At 68.8% G+C, this 16,840-nt stretch carries 15 protein-coding genes; 9 read left to right on the plus strand and 6 right to left on the minus strand.

Features of this window, described 5'->3' with window-relative positions:
* Positions 1 to 419, plus strand: a 419-nt coding sequence (locus F3J14_RS26600; protein WP_282100743.1) for a chemotaxis protein CheB, incomplete at its 5' end; no start/stop codon positions are given.
* Between the two features lie 55 nt (positions 420 to 474).
* The gene (locus tag F3J14_RS26605; RefSeq protein WP_166725501.1) at positions 475 to 1,548 is read left to right on the plus strand and encodes a diguanylate cyclase; all 1,074 of its coding nucleotides are present in this window, start codon (positions 475 to 477) and stop codon (positions 1,546 to 1,548) included.
* 4 nt (positions 1,549 to 1,552) lie between these two features.
* Here the strand turns inward: F3J14_RS26605 and F3J14_RS26610 are convergent, their stop codons facing one another.
* Positions 1,553 to 3,802 (minus strand): EAL domain-containing protein, encoded by a 2,250-nt coding sequence (locus tag F3J14_RS26610; RefSeq protein ID WP_166725502.1) that lies wholly within the window; start codon positions 3,800 to 3,802, stop codon positions 1,553 to 1,555.
* A gap of 357 nt (positions 3,803 to 4,159) precedes the next feature.
* On the opposite strand from F3J14_RS26610, the gene F3J14_RS26615 reads away from it, so the two are divergent.
* Together F3J14_RS26615 and F3J14_RS26620 are read left to right on the plus strand one after the other, a co-directional pair.
* On the plus strand, positions 4,160 to 4,882 hold the full coding sequence (locus F3J14_RS26615) for a haloacid dehalogenase type II (RefSeq protein WP_166725503.1): 723 nt from the start codon (positions 4,160 to 4,162) through the stop codon (positions 4,880 to 4,882).
* 107 nt (positions 4,883 to 4,989) lie between these two features.
* Positions 4,990 to 5,913 carry a hypothetical protein gene (locus F3J14_RS26620; protein WP_166725504.1) on the plus strand — a complete coding sequence of 308 codons (924 nt, stop codon included), beginning with the start codon at positions 4,990 to 4,992 and terminating at the stop codon, positions 5,911 to 5,913.
* A gap of 251 nt (positions 5,914 to 6,164) precedes the next feature.
* Here F3J14_RS26620 and F3J14_RS26630 read toward each other — a convergent pair whose 3' ends face one another.
* Entirely contained in the window at positions 6,165 to 7,124 is a 960-nt protein-coding gene (locus tag F3J14_RS26630) for a LysR family transcriptional regulator (RefSeq protein ID WP_166725505.1), read from the minus strand.
* A gap of 144 nt (positions 7,125 to 7,268) precedes the next feature.
* On the opposite strand from F3J14_RS26630, the gene F3J14_RS26635 reads away from it, so the two are divergent.
* From F3J14_RS26635 to mmsB, 3 genes are all read left to right on the plus strand, one after another.
* Entirely contained in the window at positions 7,269 to 8,588 is a 1,320-nt protein-coding gene (locus F3J14_RS26635; protein ID WP_166725506.1) for an MFS transporter, read from the plus strand.
* 121 nt (positions 8,589 to 8,709) lie between these two features.
* The gene (locus tag F3J14_RS26640; RefSeq protein WP_166725507.1) at positions 8,710 to 10,236 is read left to right on the plus strand and encodes a CoA-acylating methylmalonate-semialdehyde dehydrogenase; all 1,527 of its coding nucleotides are present in this window, start codon (positions 8,710 to 8,712) and stop codon (positions 10,234 to 10,236) included.
* A 14-nt stretch (positions 10,237 to 10,250) separates the two neighbouring features.
* Positions 10,251 to 11,141 (plus strand): 3-hydroxyisobutyrate dehydrogenase, encoded by an 891-nt coding sequence (mmsB, locus tag F3J14_RS26645; protein WP_166725508.1) that lies wholly within the window; start codon positions 10,251 to 10,253, stop codon positions 11,139 to 11,141.
* A gap of 89 nt (positions 11,142 to 11,230) precedes the next feature.
* On the opposite strand, the gene F3J14_RS26650 is transcribed toward mmsB, so the two are convergent.
* Positions 11,231 to 11,563: a hypothetical protein gene (locus tag F3J14_RS26650; RefSeq protein ID WP_166725509.1), complete on the minus strand. Its 333-nt coding sequence runs from the start codon at positions 11,561 to 11,563 to the stop codon at positions 11,231 to 11,233.
* 536 nt (positions 11,564 to 12,099) lie between these two features.
* On the opposite strand from F3J14_RS26650, the gene F3J14_RS26655 reads away from it, so the two are divergent.
* A complete protein-coding gene (locus F3J14_RS26655) occupies positions 12,100 to 12,861 on the plus strand; it encodes a DUF4397 domain-containing protein (RefSeq protein WP_166725510.1) in 762 nt (253 codons plus the stop codon).
* A gap of 64 nt (positions 12,862 to 12,925) precedes the next feature.
* Here the strand turns inward: F3J14_RS26655 and F3J14_RS26660 are convergent, their stop codons facing one another.
* Positions 12,926 to 13,480 carry a DUF3005 domain-containing protein gene (locus F3J14_RS26660; RefSeq protein ID WP_166725511.1) on the minus strand — a complete coding sequence of 185 codons (555 nt, stop codon included), beginning with the start codon at positions 13,478 to 13,480 and terminating at the stop codon, positions 12,926 to 12,928.
* A gap of 178 nt (positions 13,481 to 13,658) precedes the next feature.
* Positions 13,659 to 13,928, minus strand: coding sequence for a hypothetical protein (locus F3J14_RS26665; RefSeq protein WP_166725512.1), 270 nt, complete (start codon positions 13,926 to 13,928; stop codon positions 13,659 to 13,661).
* Positions 13,929 to 14,300: 372 nt separating this feature from the next.
* On the opposite strand from F3J14_RS26665, the gene F3J14_RS26670 reads away from it, so the two are divergent.
* Positions 14,301 to 15,473 (plus strand): LysR family transcriptional regulator, encoded by a 1,173-nt coding sequence (locus tag F3J14_RS26670; RefSeq protein WP_166725513.1) that lies wholly within the window; start codon positions 14,301 to 14,303, stop codon positions 15,471 to 15,473.
* Positions 15,474 to 15,652: 179 nt separating this feature from the next.
* Here F3J14_RS26670 and F3J14_RS26675 read toward each other — a convergent pair.
* Positions 15,653 to 16,840: MFS transporter (locus F3J14_RS26675; RefSeq protein ID WP_166725514.1), on the minus strand; the 1,188-nt coding region annotated here is incomplete at its 5' end.

Consider the following 16,840-nt stretch of genomic DNA (forward strand, 5'->3'; position numbering starts at 1 on the left):
TGCTCGACGGCCAGACGTCGCTGACCGTGCGCGTCGCGCGCGAAGGCGACCGCCCGCAGCCGGGCGTCGCGCTGCTCGCGGCGACCGACGATCACCTGCGCATCACGCGCGCCGGCACGCTGGAATACACGCGCGAACCGGCCGCCACGCCATACCGGCCGTCGGTCGACGTGTTCTTCAACAGCCTGACCGAGCACTGGCCGGGCCGCGTGATCGGCGTGCTGCTGACCGGCATGGGACGCGACGGCGCGATCGGCCTGAAGGCACTACGCATGAAGGGCTACCACACGATCGCGCAGGATGAGGCGACCAGTGCCGTCTACGGGATGCCGAAAGCGGCCGCAACGCTCGGCGCGGCACGCGCGATCCTGCCGCTCGAGCGCATCGCGGGCGAACTGGCGGCACTCGCGCGGATCTGAGCCCGATGAACTCCCGTCACACCCCTCGCGGCCAGGGCGCAACCCGGCATCCATCATGACTAGCGACCTCTCCCGGCCGCCCGGCGGCCTGCATGCGGCGTTCGACGCCGGCCCCACGCCGCACGCCGACGCCCCCGCGATGGTCCTGCTGGTCGACGACCAGACGATCGTCGCGGAAGCCATCCGGCGCGCGCTCGTCGACGAGGACGGCATCGACTTCCACTACTGCCCGCGCTCGGACGACGCGCTGGCGACCGCGATCGAGACGCGGCCGACGGTGATCCTGCAGGATCTCGTGATGCCCGGCACCGACGGGCTGAGCCTCGTGAAGGCGTACCGCGCGAATCCGGCGATGCGCGACGTGCCGATCATCGTGCTGTCGACGCAGGAAGAGCCGGTGGTGAAGAGCGCCGCGTTCGCGGCCGGCGCGAATGACTACCTCGTGAAACTGCCCGACCGCATCGAGCTGGTCGCGCGGATCCGCTATCACTCGCGCTCGTACATGAGCCTGCTGCAGCGTGACGAGGCCTATCGCGCGCTGCGGCAATCGCAGCAGCAACTGCTCGAGGCCAATCTCGAACTGCGCCGCCTCACGCATTCGGACGGCCTGACCGGGCTGTCGAACCGGCGCTATCTCGACGAATACCTGGCGGCCGAGTGGCGGCGCGGCACGCGCGAGCGCAGCGAGCTGTCGCTGCTGATGATCGACGTCGACAACTTCAAGCTGTACAACGACACGTACGGCCACGTCTCGGGCGACAGCGTGCTCAAGCAGGTCGCGGCAACCATCGAGCGCTGTCTCGGGCAATCGGGCGATCTCGCCGCGCGGTTCGGCGGCGAGGAGTTCGCGGTCGTGATGCCGGCCACGTCGCCGGGCGCCGCGCGGCTGCTGGGCGAGAAGATCCGCCTCGCGATCGAGGCGCTGCGGCTCGAGCATGCGCACTCGTCGACGGGCCGCTACGTGACGATCAGCATCGGCGGCGCGAGCATCGTGCCGGCCCCCGGCCTGCCGACGACGTCGCTGATCGAGGCGGCCGATCGCGCGCTGTATCGCGCGAAGCACGACGGCAAGAATCGCGTGGAGATCGATGCGCCGCCTGCCCGCCCACCCGGCGGCGGTTTCGCTTGAGCGCCTACACGGTGACGAGCCGGCGCGCGTAGTCGGTCGGATCGAGCGGCCGGCCGAACAGGTAGCCCTGCTGCATGTCGCAGCCGATCTGCTGCAGGAACCACGACTGCGCCTGGGTCTCGACGCCTTCCGCGGTGACCTTCATCCCGAGCGAATGCGCCATCGCGACGACGGCCTGCGTGATCGCGACCGAGTCGCGATGATCGGGCACGCCCGACACGAACGAACGGTCGACCTTCAGGTTATGCAGCGGAAACCGCTTCAGGTACGCAAGCGACGAATAGCCGGTGCCGAAATCGTCGACCGAGATCCGCACGTTCATGTCCGTGAGCGCCTCGAGCATCGGCAGCACGGTGTCCGTGTCGTTCATCAGCAGTCCTTCGGTAATCTCCAGCTCGAGCGCGCCCGGGTCGAGCTGCGTCTGCGCGAGGCAGCGATCGACCGATTCGACGAGGCCCTCGTGGAACTGCCGCGGCGACAGGTTGACCGCCAGCATCAGGTCGGGCGCGATCGTACGGCGCCATTCGGCGGCCTGCCGGCAGGCCGTTTCGAGCACCCACTGGCCGATCGCCACGATGAGCCCCGTATCTTCCGCGACCGGGATGAATTCCGTCGGCGACATCGGCCCGAGCTCGGGGCTCGTCCAGCGCAGCAGCGCTTCGGCGCCGACGGTGCGACCGCTGCGCGCGTCGACGACCGGCTGGTAGGCGAGCCGCAGCGCGTCCGACGAAATCGCGCGGCGCAGCGACTGCTCGATCGCGAAGCGGCGCTGCAGGCGCAGATTCAATTGCGCGGTGAAGAACGTGAAGTGGTTGCGGCCGCGCTGCTTCGCGTCGTACATCGCGGAGTCGGCGTTGCGCATCAGCGTGACCGCATCGTCGCCGTCGCGCGGCGCGACGCTGATCCCGATCGACACGCCGAGCCAGTACTCGTTGTTCGCGATCGCGAACGGCTTCGCGATCGTGTCGATCACCTCGCGCGCGAGCGCGGACAGTTCGTCGGGATCGTCGCATTGGTCGACGAGGATCACGAACTCGTCGCCGCCGACGCGCGTGAGCGCATGGCGCCCGCCCGCGCAGGCCGCGAGGCGCGCCGCGACGCTGCGCAGCAGCGCGTCGCCGGCGTCGTGGCCGGCCGTGTCGTTGACCTTCTTGAACCCGACGAGATCGATGAACAGGATCGCGACGCGCGCGGGCCCGGCCGCCGCCTCGCGCGTGCCGAACAGCTCGCGCATCCGCTCGGAGAGCCAGCGCCGGTTGTAGAGGCCCGTGAGCGCGTCGCGCGTCGCCAGGTAGCGCAGTTGCTGCTGCGCTTCGCGCACCGGGCCGATGTCGTGAAACGACACGAGCACCGACTCGGGCCGCGTCTCGCCCGGCTTCACGATCGGCACCGCGTTGCCGCGCACCCAGATGATGTCGCCGTCCGCGAGCCCGAAGCCGACCGAGTAGTCGAGCAGCGGCGTGGCCGTGGTGAACGCGAGCCGGCTCGGCCAATCGTCGGGCGCGATCGGCGTGCCGTCCTCGCGCAGCTTGTACAGGATCACGCTCGACAACTGGCGCCCGACGAGCTCGCCCTTCACGCGCATCATCCGGTTCGCGCTCGGATTGCTCGCGATCACCACGCCGTCGGGCGACAAGACGAGAATCCCTTCGTTCAGGCTGTTGACGACCAGGCGGTGATGCTCCTCGCTGTGCACGAGCTGGCGAGCAATCGAATCCTGGTGCACCGCGAGGCCGACGCTGTTGCCGATATCGCGCAGCAGGTCGGTTTCCGTGTCGCTGGGCCGCCGCGGCGCGCGGTGATAGACGGCGAACGCGCCGAGCACGGTGCCCGTGTCGTCCAGGAACGGCACCGACCAGCACGCGCGCAGGCCGAGCGGCAGCGCGAACGCACGATAGTCGGCCCACAATGGATCGGTTTCGATGTCTTCAACGGCGATCATCCGGCGCTCGTACATCGCGGTGCCGCACGAGCCCGCGGCGGGCCCGATCGATGCGCCTTCGATGGCGGCGCTGTACTGCGCGGGCAGCGACGGCGCGGCGCCGACGTGCACATGCACGCCGTCCGCGTCGAGCAGCAGGATCGTGCACGACGCGCCGTCGCCGAGCAGCGCCTCGGCGCGCCGGCAGACCTCGCCGAGCAGTTCCGGCAGCGGTGTGTTGCGCGTGATCAGCCTCAGCACGCTCTGCTCGGACGCGAGGACTTCCGCTGCGAGGCCGAGGCTATATCGAGAACTTTGCGGTTCGGTATTCAAGCTGAATCCTGCCCGTCAGTTCGATCGGGTCTGATGCGCCCGATTCGTGAGCGATTCTTCGTGCCGTTTATCGCTCCGGGTTTACGCGAACCCGGTGCGTCCCCATGGGCACGCGCCGCAACGCGCACCAAAATACATTTAACACCAATCCACGGCGCCCCGCGCATCCATGCGCATCAGGGCTTACGCGCGGTTGCGCCCGGTATACGTGCCCGAAGCGCCATTAATCAGATGATTGCACCACGACGAAGCGGCCAGCCGCGTTTGCGGATACGTGATCCAATGTCGTTGAAACCGGCGTCGCGCCGCCGCCACGCAGCGCATCGCTCATCCCTTCACCGATCTTCACGGAACCCCATGACGAACCCTGCCGACATCAAGGCGCTCGTTTTCGACGTGTTCGGAACGATCGTCGACTGGAGAAACGGCGTCGCGCGCGAAGCCGCCGCGTTCCTGGCGCGCCATGCGCCGGATCTCGATCCGCTCGAATTCGCCGACGCGTGGCGCCGCGAATATTCGCCGTCGATGGAGGAAATCCGCAGCGGGCGCAGGCGCTACGTGCGGCTCGACGTGCTGCATCGCGAGAACCTCGTGCGCACCCTCGACCGCTACGGGATCGACGGCGCGCCCGATGACGAGATCGACGCGCTCAACCTCGCGTGGCACCGGCTCGACCCGTGGCCCGATTCGGTCGCGGGGCTGCAGCGGCTGAAGCAGCGCTACGTGATCGCGCCGTTGTCGAACGGCAACATCCGGCTGATGATCGACGTCGCGAAGCACGGCGGCCTGCCGTGGGACGCGATTCTCGGCGCGGAAGTCGCGCACGCGTACAAACCGTCGCCGAAGGTCTATACCGATGCGGTCGAGATTCTCGGCGTCGCGCCGGCGGAGCTGTGCCTGGTCGCCGCGCACAACGGCGACCTCGCCGCCGCGCGGCAACTCGGGCTGGCGACCGCGTTCGTGCTGCGGCCGACCGAACACGGGCCCAGCCAGACGACGGACCTGCAAGCGGACGACGCGTGGGACTTCGACGTCAGGGACCTGAACGAACTCGCGGACCGGCTCGGTTGTCCGGATTGAATGCCGGCTTTGGTGCGTGATCGCAGGGCGCTGCCGACCGCGCGGCAGCGCCAGCGGAACGACTGGTAGACTCCGCAAACTTTGTCCCGTTGCGACCACCTGCCCCCATGTCATCCCCCTTGCGTCTTGTCGAAGGCAAACTGACCGCGTTGCGCTTTCTCGAACGCCCCGACCAAGGCAGTGCCGGGAACAGCCAGGTGTCGCCCGTCAACCCCGAAGCCCGTAAAAAATCGCTCGGCTACTGGTTCACGCACACTGTGGTGCCGATCCTTGCGGCGCTCACTGGCAACGGGGCCGCGGCCAATGCGCTGGTGTTTCAGCAAACCAACGAAGACCTCGTCCTGGCCCGGTTAAACGCCGCGGCCGACAAGGTCGAACGTCCGGCGACCTGGTCGTACGCGAACATGCGCGAGACCAGGACCTTCGTGTCGGCAAACGCGTTCGTGACTGTCGGGAAGAACGACAAGATCCTGTTCGCGAAACTTCCGGTGGAAATCGAAACAGGCGGCGAAACGTACCGCGGATTCCTTGGCGGCCAGTGCTTCGACGTTGGCGACGACGTGGTTGCCGTGGTCGATCGTCGCGGTCGCCTGTTCGCGCTGTCATCCCCCGACCGGCGCCGCATGGTCATGGATCACGCGTGCAGTGAGACGGGGCTGGCCGGCCTGACGCGCAGCCTCTGGCTGGCGTGGAAATGGATGTTCATCGGCATGAACTGCTTTCTCATACCGATCATGGCCCTCGTGATTTGGACTGGCGACCGCGGGTTTTCCGACCTGGATGTCGATCTGGCCATGCTGCTAGGGGTGCCGCTCACGATGGGCATCCTGCTCGCGCTGGTGCTGGGCGTGCGGCTGTCATGGTCCGACTGGCTGCCGGCGTGGCGCACGTCGAGCATCCTGAAGGCGCTTGGGCGTCCGGATCTGTGCACGGTCGATTTCCTGGATACGCGCACCGAGGCCGAACGCAATGGCCAGACGTGCGACACGGATATCGGACAAATCTACTACGCGCCCGCGCCCAAGACCTAACACGCCGCCTCCGTCGCGACCGTCTGTCCCCTCGCCGCCGGACCCGCGCGTGCCGCCGGCCGGGCGGCGCACCATGCGCGACGCGAGCCAGTAGGCGACAACGCCAAATACGGCCACACACGCCACGAAAACCTTGCCCGCATGCGTCAAGGCCATCTGCCCTTCCCCCCAGATGGCCGGTCGCATCGTCGCCGGCCGTGTTGTCATCCCGATCGATCGTCGCGTCGCCGATGCGACATGCCAGTCGGCCGCTATTGCAACTCCCCGACAAACCGCAACGCCCCCGACTCCCCCATCAGCAACGCCCGGTTCGCGTCCGCCGCCGCGCGCAGGTAATCCCATAGCGCCGTCACCCGCCGCAGCTTGCGCAGATCCTCGCGACAGGTCAGCCAGAAGCACCGCGTGACCACCACGTCGTCCGGCAGCACCGGCACCAGCGCCGGCTGCGTGGCCGCCATGAAGCACGGCAGGATCGCGAGCGCGCCGCCCTGCAGCGCCGCGAACACCTGCGCGATCACGCTCGTCGTGCGCAACCCGGCCGTCGCGCCGGGCACCGCACGTTCCAGGTACAGCAGCTCGCTGCTGAACGCGAGATCGTCGACGTAGCTGACGAACGCATGCTGCGCGAGATCGTCGGTGCAGGTGATCGGCGCGTGGTTCGCCAGATAGTCGCGCGTCGCGTAGAGCCGCAACTGGTAGTCGCACAGCTTCGTCACCACGTAAGGCCCGCGTTCGGGCCGCTCAAGCGTGATCGCCAGGTCGGCCTCGCGCTTGGGCAGGTTGACGAAATGCGGGACCGGCAGCAGGTCGACCGTCACATGCGGATGCGCGACGCGAAACCGCGCGAGCTGCGGCGCGAGGAAAAAGCAGCCGAACCCTTCGGTCGATCCGATCCGCACGTGGCCCGACAGCGCGCCGCCGGTGTTCGCGACCTGGTCGCACGCGGATTGCACGGTCGTCTCCATCGCGTCCGCATACGCGACGAGCCGCTGCCCCTCGGCCGTCAGCGTGAAGCCTCCGGAGCGCGACTTGTCGAACAGCAGCGTACCCATCGCGGCCTCCAGCGCGCGAATGCGCCGCGCGACGGTCGTGTAGTCGACGCCGAGCCGCTTCGCCGCGCCGCTCGCGCGCTGCGTGCGCGCGACTTCGAGAAAGAAGCGCAGGTCGTCCCAGTTCAGATTGCCGGAAACCGGCTCGGGGGGGTGTCGCATCGGCAGGCGTCTCCGGGTCGGCCGTCGATATGCAGAAATGCATATCCAACCGGTTTTCTTGTCGGTACATCATGGATCAGCGCATAACTATACTCGACCGTGACCTGCGGACCATGAGCCGCGGGCACCCAATACGGAGACACCATGCAGACCCGATCCACCCTCGATGAGCATGCAGCCGTCGCGACGCCGGCGCCCGCCCGCACCGCGCGGCACTACCTGCTGGCCGGCTGGGCCAGCATGGCCGGCACGACGATCGAGTGGTACGACTTCTTCCTCTACGGCACCGCCGCCGCGCTCGTATTCAACCGCATCTTCTTTCCGTCGCTGGACCCCGTCGTCGGCACGCTCGCCGCGTTCGGCACGTTCGCGGTCGGCTTCATCGGCCGGCCGATGGGCGGCATCGTGTTCGGCCACTTCGGCGACCGCATCGGGCGCAAGTCGATGCTGATGATCACGCTGCTGCTGATGGGCGTGCCGAGCATGATCATCGGGCTGATCCCGTCGTATGACAGCATCGGCTACTGGGCCGCCGCCCTGCTGATCGCGATGCGCTTCCTGCAGGGGATGGCGGTCGGCGGCGAATGGGGCGGCGCGGTGCTGATGGCCGTCGAGCATGCGCCGAAGGGCCGCAAGGGGCTGTTCGGCAGCCTGCCGCAGACGGGCGTCGGGCTCGGGCTGATCCTGTCGTCGGTCGCGATGGCCGCGGTGGCCGCGCTGCCGGACGCCGACATGCTGTCGTGGGGCTGGCGCGTGCCGTTCCTCGCGAGCATCGCGCTCGTCGGCCTCGGCTGGTTCATCCGCGCGAAGGTGCCGGAGTCGCCGGACTTCGAGAAGATGCAGCGCCAGGGCAAGGCCGAGAAGTCGCCGGTGACGGCCGCGCTGCGCCGCCATCCGCGCGAAGTGCTGACGATCGTCGGCGCGCGCGCCGCCGAGAACACCTGGTTCTACATGGTCGTCACGTTCGCCCTCGCGTATGCGACGCAGCAGCTGCATCTGCCGAAGGCCGAGATGCTGCACGCGATCACGGCCGGCGCGGCGCTGTCGCTCGTCACGATGCCGCTGTGCGGGCATCTCAGCGACCGCATCGGCCAGCGCCGGATGTTCGCGATCGGCCTCGTGCTGATGTGCGCGTTCGCCGCGCCGTTCTTCATGATGCTCGGCACGCAGCAGACGTCGACCGCCTGGTGGGCGATCGTGCTCGGCCTCGGCGTCGTGTTCCCGATTCTTTATGCGCCGGAGGCGCTGCTGTTCGCGCAGCAGTTCCCGGCGGAAATCCGCTACAGCGGCATCTCGCTGTCGGTGCAGCTCGCCGGCGTGATCGGCGGCGGCTTCGCGCCGATGATCGCGACGTCGCTGCTCAAGGCCGGCGGCGGCCAGCCGCACTACGTGATCGCGTACCTCGTGGGCTTCGGCGTATTCGCGCTCGCGTGTACCGCGCTGATGCGTCCGGCGCGCGCGTGAGCACATCGAAGCACCGGCCGCATTGACCCGATTCCTGTTTGACCTGCCGTCCGCCGCGGCTCCATGCGCGACGGACGCAGGCCACCCTTTTTCCTCGCACCACCGATTCCCGGAGAATTCCATGAACGCCGCAGTTCCCCAGACCACCCTCGCCCTGCCCACCGCCAAGCTGCTGATCGACGGCGCGTTCGTCGATTCGCAAAGCGCCGAACGGGGCGACATCGTCAACCCCGCGACGCAGGAAGTGATCGGCCGCGTGCCGTACGCGACGCTCGACGAGGTCGATGCCGCGATCGCGTCCGCGCAGCGCGCGTTCCAGACCTGGAAGACGACGCCGATCGGCGCGCGGCTGCGCATCATGCTGAAATTCCAGGACCTGGTGCGCCGCAATCTCGAACGGATCGCGCACACGCTGACGGCCGAGCAAGGCAAGACGCTGCCCGACGCGCAGGGCGACATCTTCCGCGGCCTCGAAGTGGTCGAGCACGCATGCTCGATCGGCACGCTGCAGCAAGGCGAATTCGCGGAGAACGTCGCGGGCGGCGTCGACACCTACACGCTGCGCCAGCCGATCGGCGTGTGCGCGGGCATCACGCCGTTCAACTTCCCCGGGATGATCCCGCTGTGGATGTTCCCGATGGCGATCGTGTGCGGCAACACGTTCGTGCTGAAGCCGTCCGAACAGGACCCGCTGTCGACGATGCAGCTCGTCGAACTCGCGATCGAGGCCGGCGTGCCGCAGGGCGTGCTGAACGTCGTGCATGGCGGCAAGACGGTGGTCGACCGTCTCTGCACGCACCCGGACATCAAGGCGATCTCGTTCGTCGGCTCGACGCGCGTCGGCACGCACGTGTACAACCTCGGCAGCCAGCACGGCAAGCGCGTGCAGTCGATGATGGGCGCGAAGAACCACGCGGTCGTGCTGCCCGATGCGCACCGCGAGCAGGCGATCAACGCGCTGGTCGGCGCGGGGTTCGGCGCGGCGGGCCAGCGCTGCATGGCGACCTCGGTCGTCGTGCTGGTCGGCCGCGCGCGCGACTGGCTGCCCGATCTGGTCGAAAAGGCGAAGGCGCTGAAGGTCAACGCGGGCGCCGAAGCCGGCACGGACGTCGGGCCGGTCGTGTCGAAGGCGGCGAAGGCGCGCATCCTGTCGCTGATCGACGCCGGCGTGAAGGAAGGCGCGACGCTGTTGCTGGACGGCCGCGACGTGAAGGTGCCCGGCTACGAGCAGGGCAACTTCGTCGGCCCGACGATCTTCTCGGGCGTGACGACCGACATGTCGATCTATCAGGAGGAAATCTTCGGGCCGGTGGTGGTCGTGCTCGAAGCCGACACGCTCGACGACGCGATCGCACTCGTCAACGCGAACCCGATGGGCAATGGCGTCGGCCTGTTCACGCAGAGCGGCGCGGCCGCGCGCAAGTTCCAGAGCGAGATCGACGTCGGCCAGGTCGGCATCAACATTCCGATCCCGGTGCCGGTCCCCTACTTCAGCTTCACCGGCTCGCGCGGCTCGAAGCTCGGCGATCTCGGCCCGTACGGCAAGCAGGTCGTGCAGTTCTACACGCAGACGAAGACGGTCACCGCGCGCTGGTTCGACGACGACACGACGGCTGGCGGCGTGAACACGACCATCGCGCTGCGCTGAGCTGGAGCCCGCACATGGAAATCGCATTCATCGGACTCGGCAACATGGGCGGCCCCATGGCCGCCAACCTGCTCAAGGCCGGCCACGCGCTGACGGTGTTCGACCTCGACGCGCACGCGGTCGACGCCGCGGTGCGCGCGGGCGCGACGGCGGCCGCGTCGCCGCGTGATGCGGCCGCACGCGCGTCGCTGGTCATCACGATGCTGCCGGCCGCGCAGCACGTGCGCGCGGTCTATCTCGGCGACGACGGCGTGCTGGCCGGCGCGCGCGCCGGCGCCACGTTCGTCGACTGCAGCACGATCGATCCGGCCACCGTGCGCGCGGTGGCCGACGCCGCCGCGCAGCGCGACTTCCCGCTCGCCGACGCACCGGTGTCGGGCGGCACCGGCGGCGCGCAGGCCGGCACGCTGACCTTCATGGTCGGCGCGCAGGCCGCGCTGTTCGAGCGCATCCGTCCGGTGCTGCTCGACATGGGGAAGAACGTCGTGCACTGCGGCGGCACGGGCACCGGGCAGATCGCGAAGATCTGCAACAACCTGCTGCTCGGGATCTCGATGATGGGCGTGTCCGAAGCGATGGCGCTCGGCGCCGCGCTCGGCATCGATCCGGCGGTGCTGGCCGGCATCATCAACACGTCGACCGGCCGCTGCTGGAGCTCGGACACGTACAACCCGTACCCGGGCGTGAACGACTCGGCGCCCGCCGCGCGCGGCTATGTCGGCGGTTTCGCCGCGAACCTGATGCTGAAGGATCTCGGGCTCGCGACCGAAGCCGCGCGCAGCGCACGGCAGCCGGTGTGGATGGGCGCGCTCGCGCAGCAGCTCTATCAGTCGATGAGCCAGCAGGGGCTCGGCACGCTCGACTTCTCCGCGTGCGTGAAGCTGTACGAGGCGCCACCCGCGTAACCCGATCGACGGACGTGCGCCGACCCGCGATGCCCGTCAACGGCATCGCGGGTCGTTTCACATCCGGAGCGGCACGGGCGGTGCGGCGCTTACCCGCGCGGGTTCGACGCGGTCTCGAAGGTCGGATGGCACTCGAACGCGAGTTCGGAGCGCGCGTCGACGCGGCGGCCGGCGCTCACCGACTCCTGCTTCAGGCTCGCGCGCATGCCGCGCTGCGTGCAGTAGCTGGTCGCTTCGCTGAGCGCTTTTTCATGGGCGTCGGCCCACGTCGTCGACACGCCGAGCGTGCGCGTCGTCACGGTGAAGACATTCGGGTTCGACGTCGCGGTCACGTCGGAAGCGGTCGAACACGCGGCGAGCAAGCATACAGCGGCCGCGACGGTCAACCATCGCAAGGATCGAAAAGGTACGGGGATAGGCATGGGGGGCAAGCGCACGTCGGTTCGACGGCATTGAGCAACATAGGCGACAGTATGCCTGCCCGATCGTGGGAGATCATGCCCTTTTGAGTGAACACATTGTTTCGAATGGTTAAACTATCCGCCGCTGCCGGCAAGAATTACGGCGCGCGGCGCGCCCGGCGTTGGCCGACGGGTCGCTTTTGCCGGTCGCCGCGCGGTTTCGGGCCATGCCGCGCGAAACGCTTTTCCGGCAAACGCGCCCCCGCCGCGAGCGTCGGCACGTTGCGCCGCCGAGTTGCCGTTTTTTACAAGCACGGCGCCGCCCCACTCGCGCAATCACTCCCGGCATGCAACCGCGTCCGCACGCCGCACCGCCACCGCACAGCCGCCGCCCCCACGCCAGCGCGTTCGAAGCCCTGCAGGCACGTCCCTTGCGACATCAACGCGCCCGCCGCCCCGGCGGAAGGCAATCCTTCCTCAACCGCGCTGCACACCGCACGACTCTCTTCGTGCGGCGGCGCTGCATCGCAAGCAGATTCCTGAACGAGAGGACGACAATGAAATCCATTCGAACGATAGTGGCCCTGTGCTCGGTCATTTCCGTACTCACGGCATGTGGCGGCGGCGACGACGTCGGCACCGAACTCGGCATCTCGAAACCGCAGGCGCGCTTCATCAACGCGGTGCCGGCCGGTCCGAACCTCGACTACTACCTGAATGCGAAGGTGGATGCGTCGGGCATCGCATACAAGGGCGTGACGCGCTATCACGACATCGACTCGGGCGCGCAGACCGCCAGCTACGACGTATCGGGAACGACCGCGACCATCGCGTCGCAGTCGTTCAGCGCGGCGAACGGCCATCACTACACGACCATTGCGTTGCCGAGCAAGTCCTCGGCGATCTCGCTGATCGACGACCCCTTCGACAAGAAGCTGCTGTCCGACAAGGCGCGCGTGCGTAGTTTCAATGCGTCGCCGAATGCACAGAACGTCGACGTCTACGTGGTCCCTCCGGGCACCGACATCACGTCACAAAGCCCGACGCTGGCCGGTGCGGCCTACCAGAATGCAGTGCCGGCATCCGGTCAGGATTCCGTGTATCTGAACGGCGGCACCTACCAGGTGATCGTCACGACGGCCGGCAGCAAGACACCGATCCTGAAGACCGCGCCGGTCGCCCTCAACAACAACGCCGACTGGCTGCTGTTGACGATTCCAGCCGGCGGCATTAGTGACGTGGTACCCAACGACGTTCACGTGCTCGTCGCGCAAGGCAACGATGCGGACACGTCCGCGCAGGAACTCGGCCCGCAGTAAGGGCTCGCGGTAAGGCTCGCGGCGGACCGCCTCTTGGCGGTCCGCCGAAGCAACGATCGCGAGGTCAGGCGATCCGCTCGAAACGGATCACATGTTCGGCCCGCGCGCCGACGCCATGCTCGACCTCCACCTCGACGTCGCCGACATACCGGACGCGCCAGCCCGGCCGCGTCCCGATCAGCGGCACATTGCCGCCCGGCCGGCTCTCGATGCCGCCGAGCCCTTCGTCGGGCGTCATGACAGCGTCGTCGAGCGACGCATTCGAGTAAATCACGTTGTCGTGCCACTCGGTCGCGCCGGCGGCGGCCTCCAGGCCCTTGCCGTCCACGTCGACCGTGTTGTCGGTCCTCGCCATGTTCGCGTTGTCGAGCGTGACGATCCGGCCGGCGGCACGACGCACGGGGTCGCCGCTGTCGACCGCATGCGCGTCGACGTCGATCGGCGGCAGGCCGGTCGGCATTTTCGCCGCGATCGTCTCCGGCGTCAGCGGCCGCTTCGCGACCTCGGCGGCCTGCGTCGCCGCATCGGGCATGTCGCCGGCCGCCGGCGTCTTCACCGGGCTCTTCTCGATCTGTTCGCGCTGCTGTTTCGGGGTTGAGTTCGATTCCGCGTTCTGCATTGCACCTCCTGTTCCGGACGGCTGCGACGGCGAAATACGGCCGGCGCCGGTCCGGGAATCGCTACAACGGTCCTTGCAAATCTTTCACGCGCACGGCGTCACACGCGTGCGCCCTGCGACGCACGTGCCGTGTCGGCACGTCACCGCGGCAGTACCGGGCGACGCCCGCTGCCGCGTGTCAGCCGCCGCTCGCGCCTGCCGGCGCGGATGCCGCACCCGGCATGCTCGCCGCGCCGCTGTCCGCCCCGCTGCCGGCCGCGGGGCTGCTCGCCATGCCCGACGGCGCGGTGGACGGCGCCGGCGCCATGCCGCCGGTGGCGCTCGAACTCGCACCGGTGCCGGTGTCGGTCTCACTCTTCTTCTGACAGCCCGCACCTGCCGCCAGGCCGGCGATCAGGATGCCGGCGAACACAGCTCGCGATACGTAACGAATGGAATATCGCTGCATGACACCTCCGCTGATGTCGATGTGAATGGAAGCCCGGGGCGCGCAATTCGCGTGCCGCGCGCCGGCGCCGACACTCGTCGCGCCCCATTCATTTTCCAAATGGCGCCCAGCCGAATATTTAATTTCCCATCGCCGCGACGGCCACCCATACTCGCGAACAAATCCGAGACATAACGTCCACGGTGGCCGGGCCCGCGCTGCGTGCACACGCTGCCGGTTCGCGCCCCGCACATGGAAGGAGACAAGGCGTGCAACTGGAAGCCATCCACCGGCCCGGCATCGTGCTCGGCGCGGACGACGCCGCGTCCGAAGCGGATCGTCGGCTGGCCAGGCACCTTCGTGAAATGACGGGCCGCGGGAACGCGTAGCGACATGCGGGACGCACCGGAGCCGAACGGCCTGCCCCTCGACGCGTCCGACGCCACGGGCGCGCTCGACGTACTGGACGCGCGGCTGATGCGCATCCTGCTCGTGCTGCTCACCGAGCGCACCGTGTCGCGCGCGGCCGTGCGGCTGAACATGTCGCAGCCGGCGACGAGCGCCGCGCTCAAGCGCCTGCGCACGCTGCTCGGCGATCCGCTGATGGTGCGCAGCCGCTACGGCATGGTGCCGACCGAGTTCGGCTCGCGGCTGATCGAGCCGCTGCGCAATGCGCTGCGCGTGATCGACTTCATCCGCATCCAGCAACCGACCTTCGACGCGCGCACCTCCGTGCGCACCTACCGGATCGGCTGCCCCGATTACCTGAACGTGCTGTTCGTGCCGAAGCTCGTCGCGCTGTTCCGCGAACGCGCGCCGAACGCGCAGCTCGTGTTCCATCCGCTCGGCGACGGCTACGACGACGAACGTGCGCTCGCCGACGGCGAGCTCGATGTCGTGATCGATAATCGCCCTGCCCGTTCGTCGCGGTTCCGGCAGGACGACCTGTTCGACGATCGCGTCGTGTGCCTGATGCGCGCGACGCATCCGCTCGCGCGGCGCGGCGCGATGACGGCCGTGGAATTCGCGCAGGCGGCGCAGCTGTGCCCGACGCCATCGTGGCTCGAAGCGTCCGGCGCGATCGACCTGCAGCTCGAACGCGTCGGCCTGCAGCGGCGGATCGTCGTCACGCTCCCTCATTTCGAGCTCGCCGCGCATGCGCTCGTGCGCTCCGACCTGATCCTGACCACCACGTATCGGCTCGCGCGCCACTACGCGAAGCTGCTGCCGCTCGGCGCGGTCGCGCTGCCGGCCGACCCGCCCGACATCGTGTACCGGATGACGTGGAACGAGTCAGGGCCCTGCATCGACGGCGTGCGCTGGCTGCGCACGCTGATCGCCGAAGCGACGCGCAGCTGGCTCGACGCGGAGGCTGCACTGCCGGACGTCACGGCGGTTGCCGCTAACGCTAACGCGGACACGCGAACGGCTGCGCCGGTCGCGGACGACCCGCCCGAACCCGTGCGACGCCCCCGCCGCCGGCAGGCGACGCATTGCGGCACCTCGCAGCGACCACGCCCCGCGTGCGCGGCGCGTATCCATCGCATCGCGACGAAGTCGCACTGAGTCCCGCTGAATCGCGCGCGCCACGCCAGCGACACCGGAACCCCGCCGCGATCAGCCCGAACACCGGCAATAGAATCTCGATCGTCGATGACATCTTGCGCACGCTGCGTGGAACCAGAACGCGCTTGACGGCTCCGTGCCGTCGCATGCAATGGGCGCCGCCCGCACCGCCACCCGCATCACGCGTCGCGCATCGGTTGCGCAAGCAACTTGTACGCAACGACAGCGGCAGCAAGCGCGAGTACACCGCTCACCGTGAGCGCGGCGGCGAATCCGCTCGCGAACGCCGCAGGCGCCGCGTTAGCGAGCGTGCGCGCGGCCAACGGCGGTACATGCGCGAGCGCCTGCGCCAGATCACCGGCCAGCAGGCTCGACATGAACGGCGCATCGACGAATTCCCGCACGCCCGGCGCGGCGGACAGCAGCCGGTTGAGTTGCGCGTGCGTACTGGCGGCCAGCACCGCGCCGAGCACGCCGACGGCCGTCACGATCGCCGAGAAGCGGGTGGTCGTGCTGATGCCCGACGCCATCCCGGTGCGGTTCGGCGGCACGCACGCCATGATCGCCTTCTGCGTGTCGCCGTTCATGATGCCGGCGCCGCAGCCCGTCACGAACATGCCGAGCGCGACGAGCCGGTAGTCGCCGCCGGCCGTCAGCGCCGCGGTCGCGAGATTGCCCGCGCCGATCAGTGCGAGCCCGCCCGCCAGCACGCCGCCAGGCGACACGCGCGCGGCGAGCATGCCGCCGAGCGGCGGCCCGCCGATCATCGCGACCGCGAACGGCAGCATCCCGAGCCCCGCGTCGATCGCCGACATCCCGAACGCGTTCTGCAGGTACAGCGGCAGAAACGTCATCATCACCTGCGCGCACGCCGCATAGCCGAACATCGCGAGCACGGCGCCGACGAAGCGCGGCTGGCGAAACAGCGCGAGATCGATCATCGGCCGCGCCTGCCAGCGCTCCGCGCCGATGAACGCGGCCAGCAGCGCGGCGGCGAGCGCGAACTGGCCGAGTGTCGCGCCCGACAGCCAGCCGTGCGACGGCGCACCGATCAGCGCCGCGATCGCACACGCGAGCGCCGCGCCGAACAGCACGCTGCCGGCGGCGTCCACCCGTTTCGCATGCGGATCGCGCGACTCGTCGATCGCGACGCGCGCGCCGGCCGCGAGCAGCGCACACACCGGCAGGTTCAGCAGGAACACCCAGCGCCAGCCGATCCACTGCGTGATCGCGCCGCCGACGAGCGGCGCGATGGCGGTCGCGATCCCCATGCACATCCCCCAGATCGCCCACGCGCGGGCCCGTTCGCGCCCGTCCGGAAAGCGATTCGCGATCACCGCGAGCGCGGCCGTCAGCAGCAGCGCGGC

The sequence above is a fragment of the Burkholderia sp. Tr-862 genome, assembly GCF_011753085.1.
Classification (GTDB): domain Bacteria; phylum Pseudomonadota; class Gammaproteobacteria; order Burkholderiales; family Burkholderiaceae; genus Burkholderia; species Burkholderia ambifaria.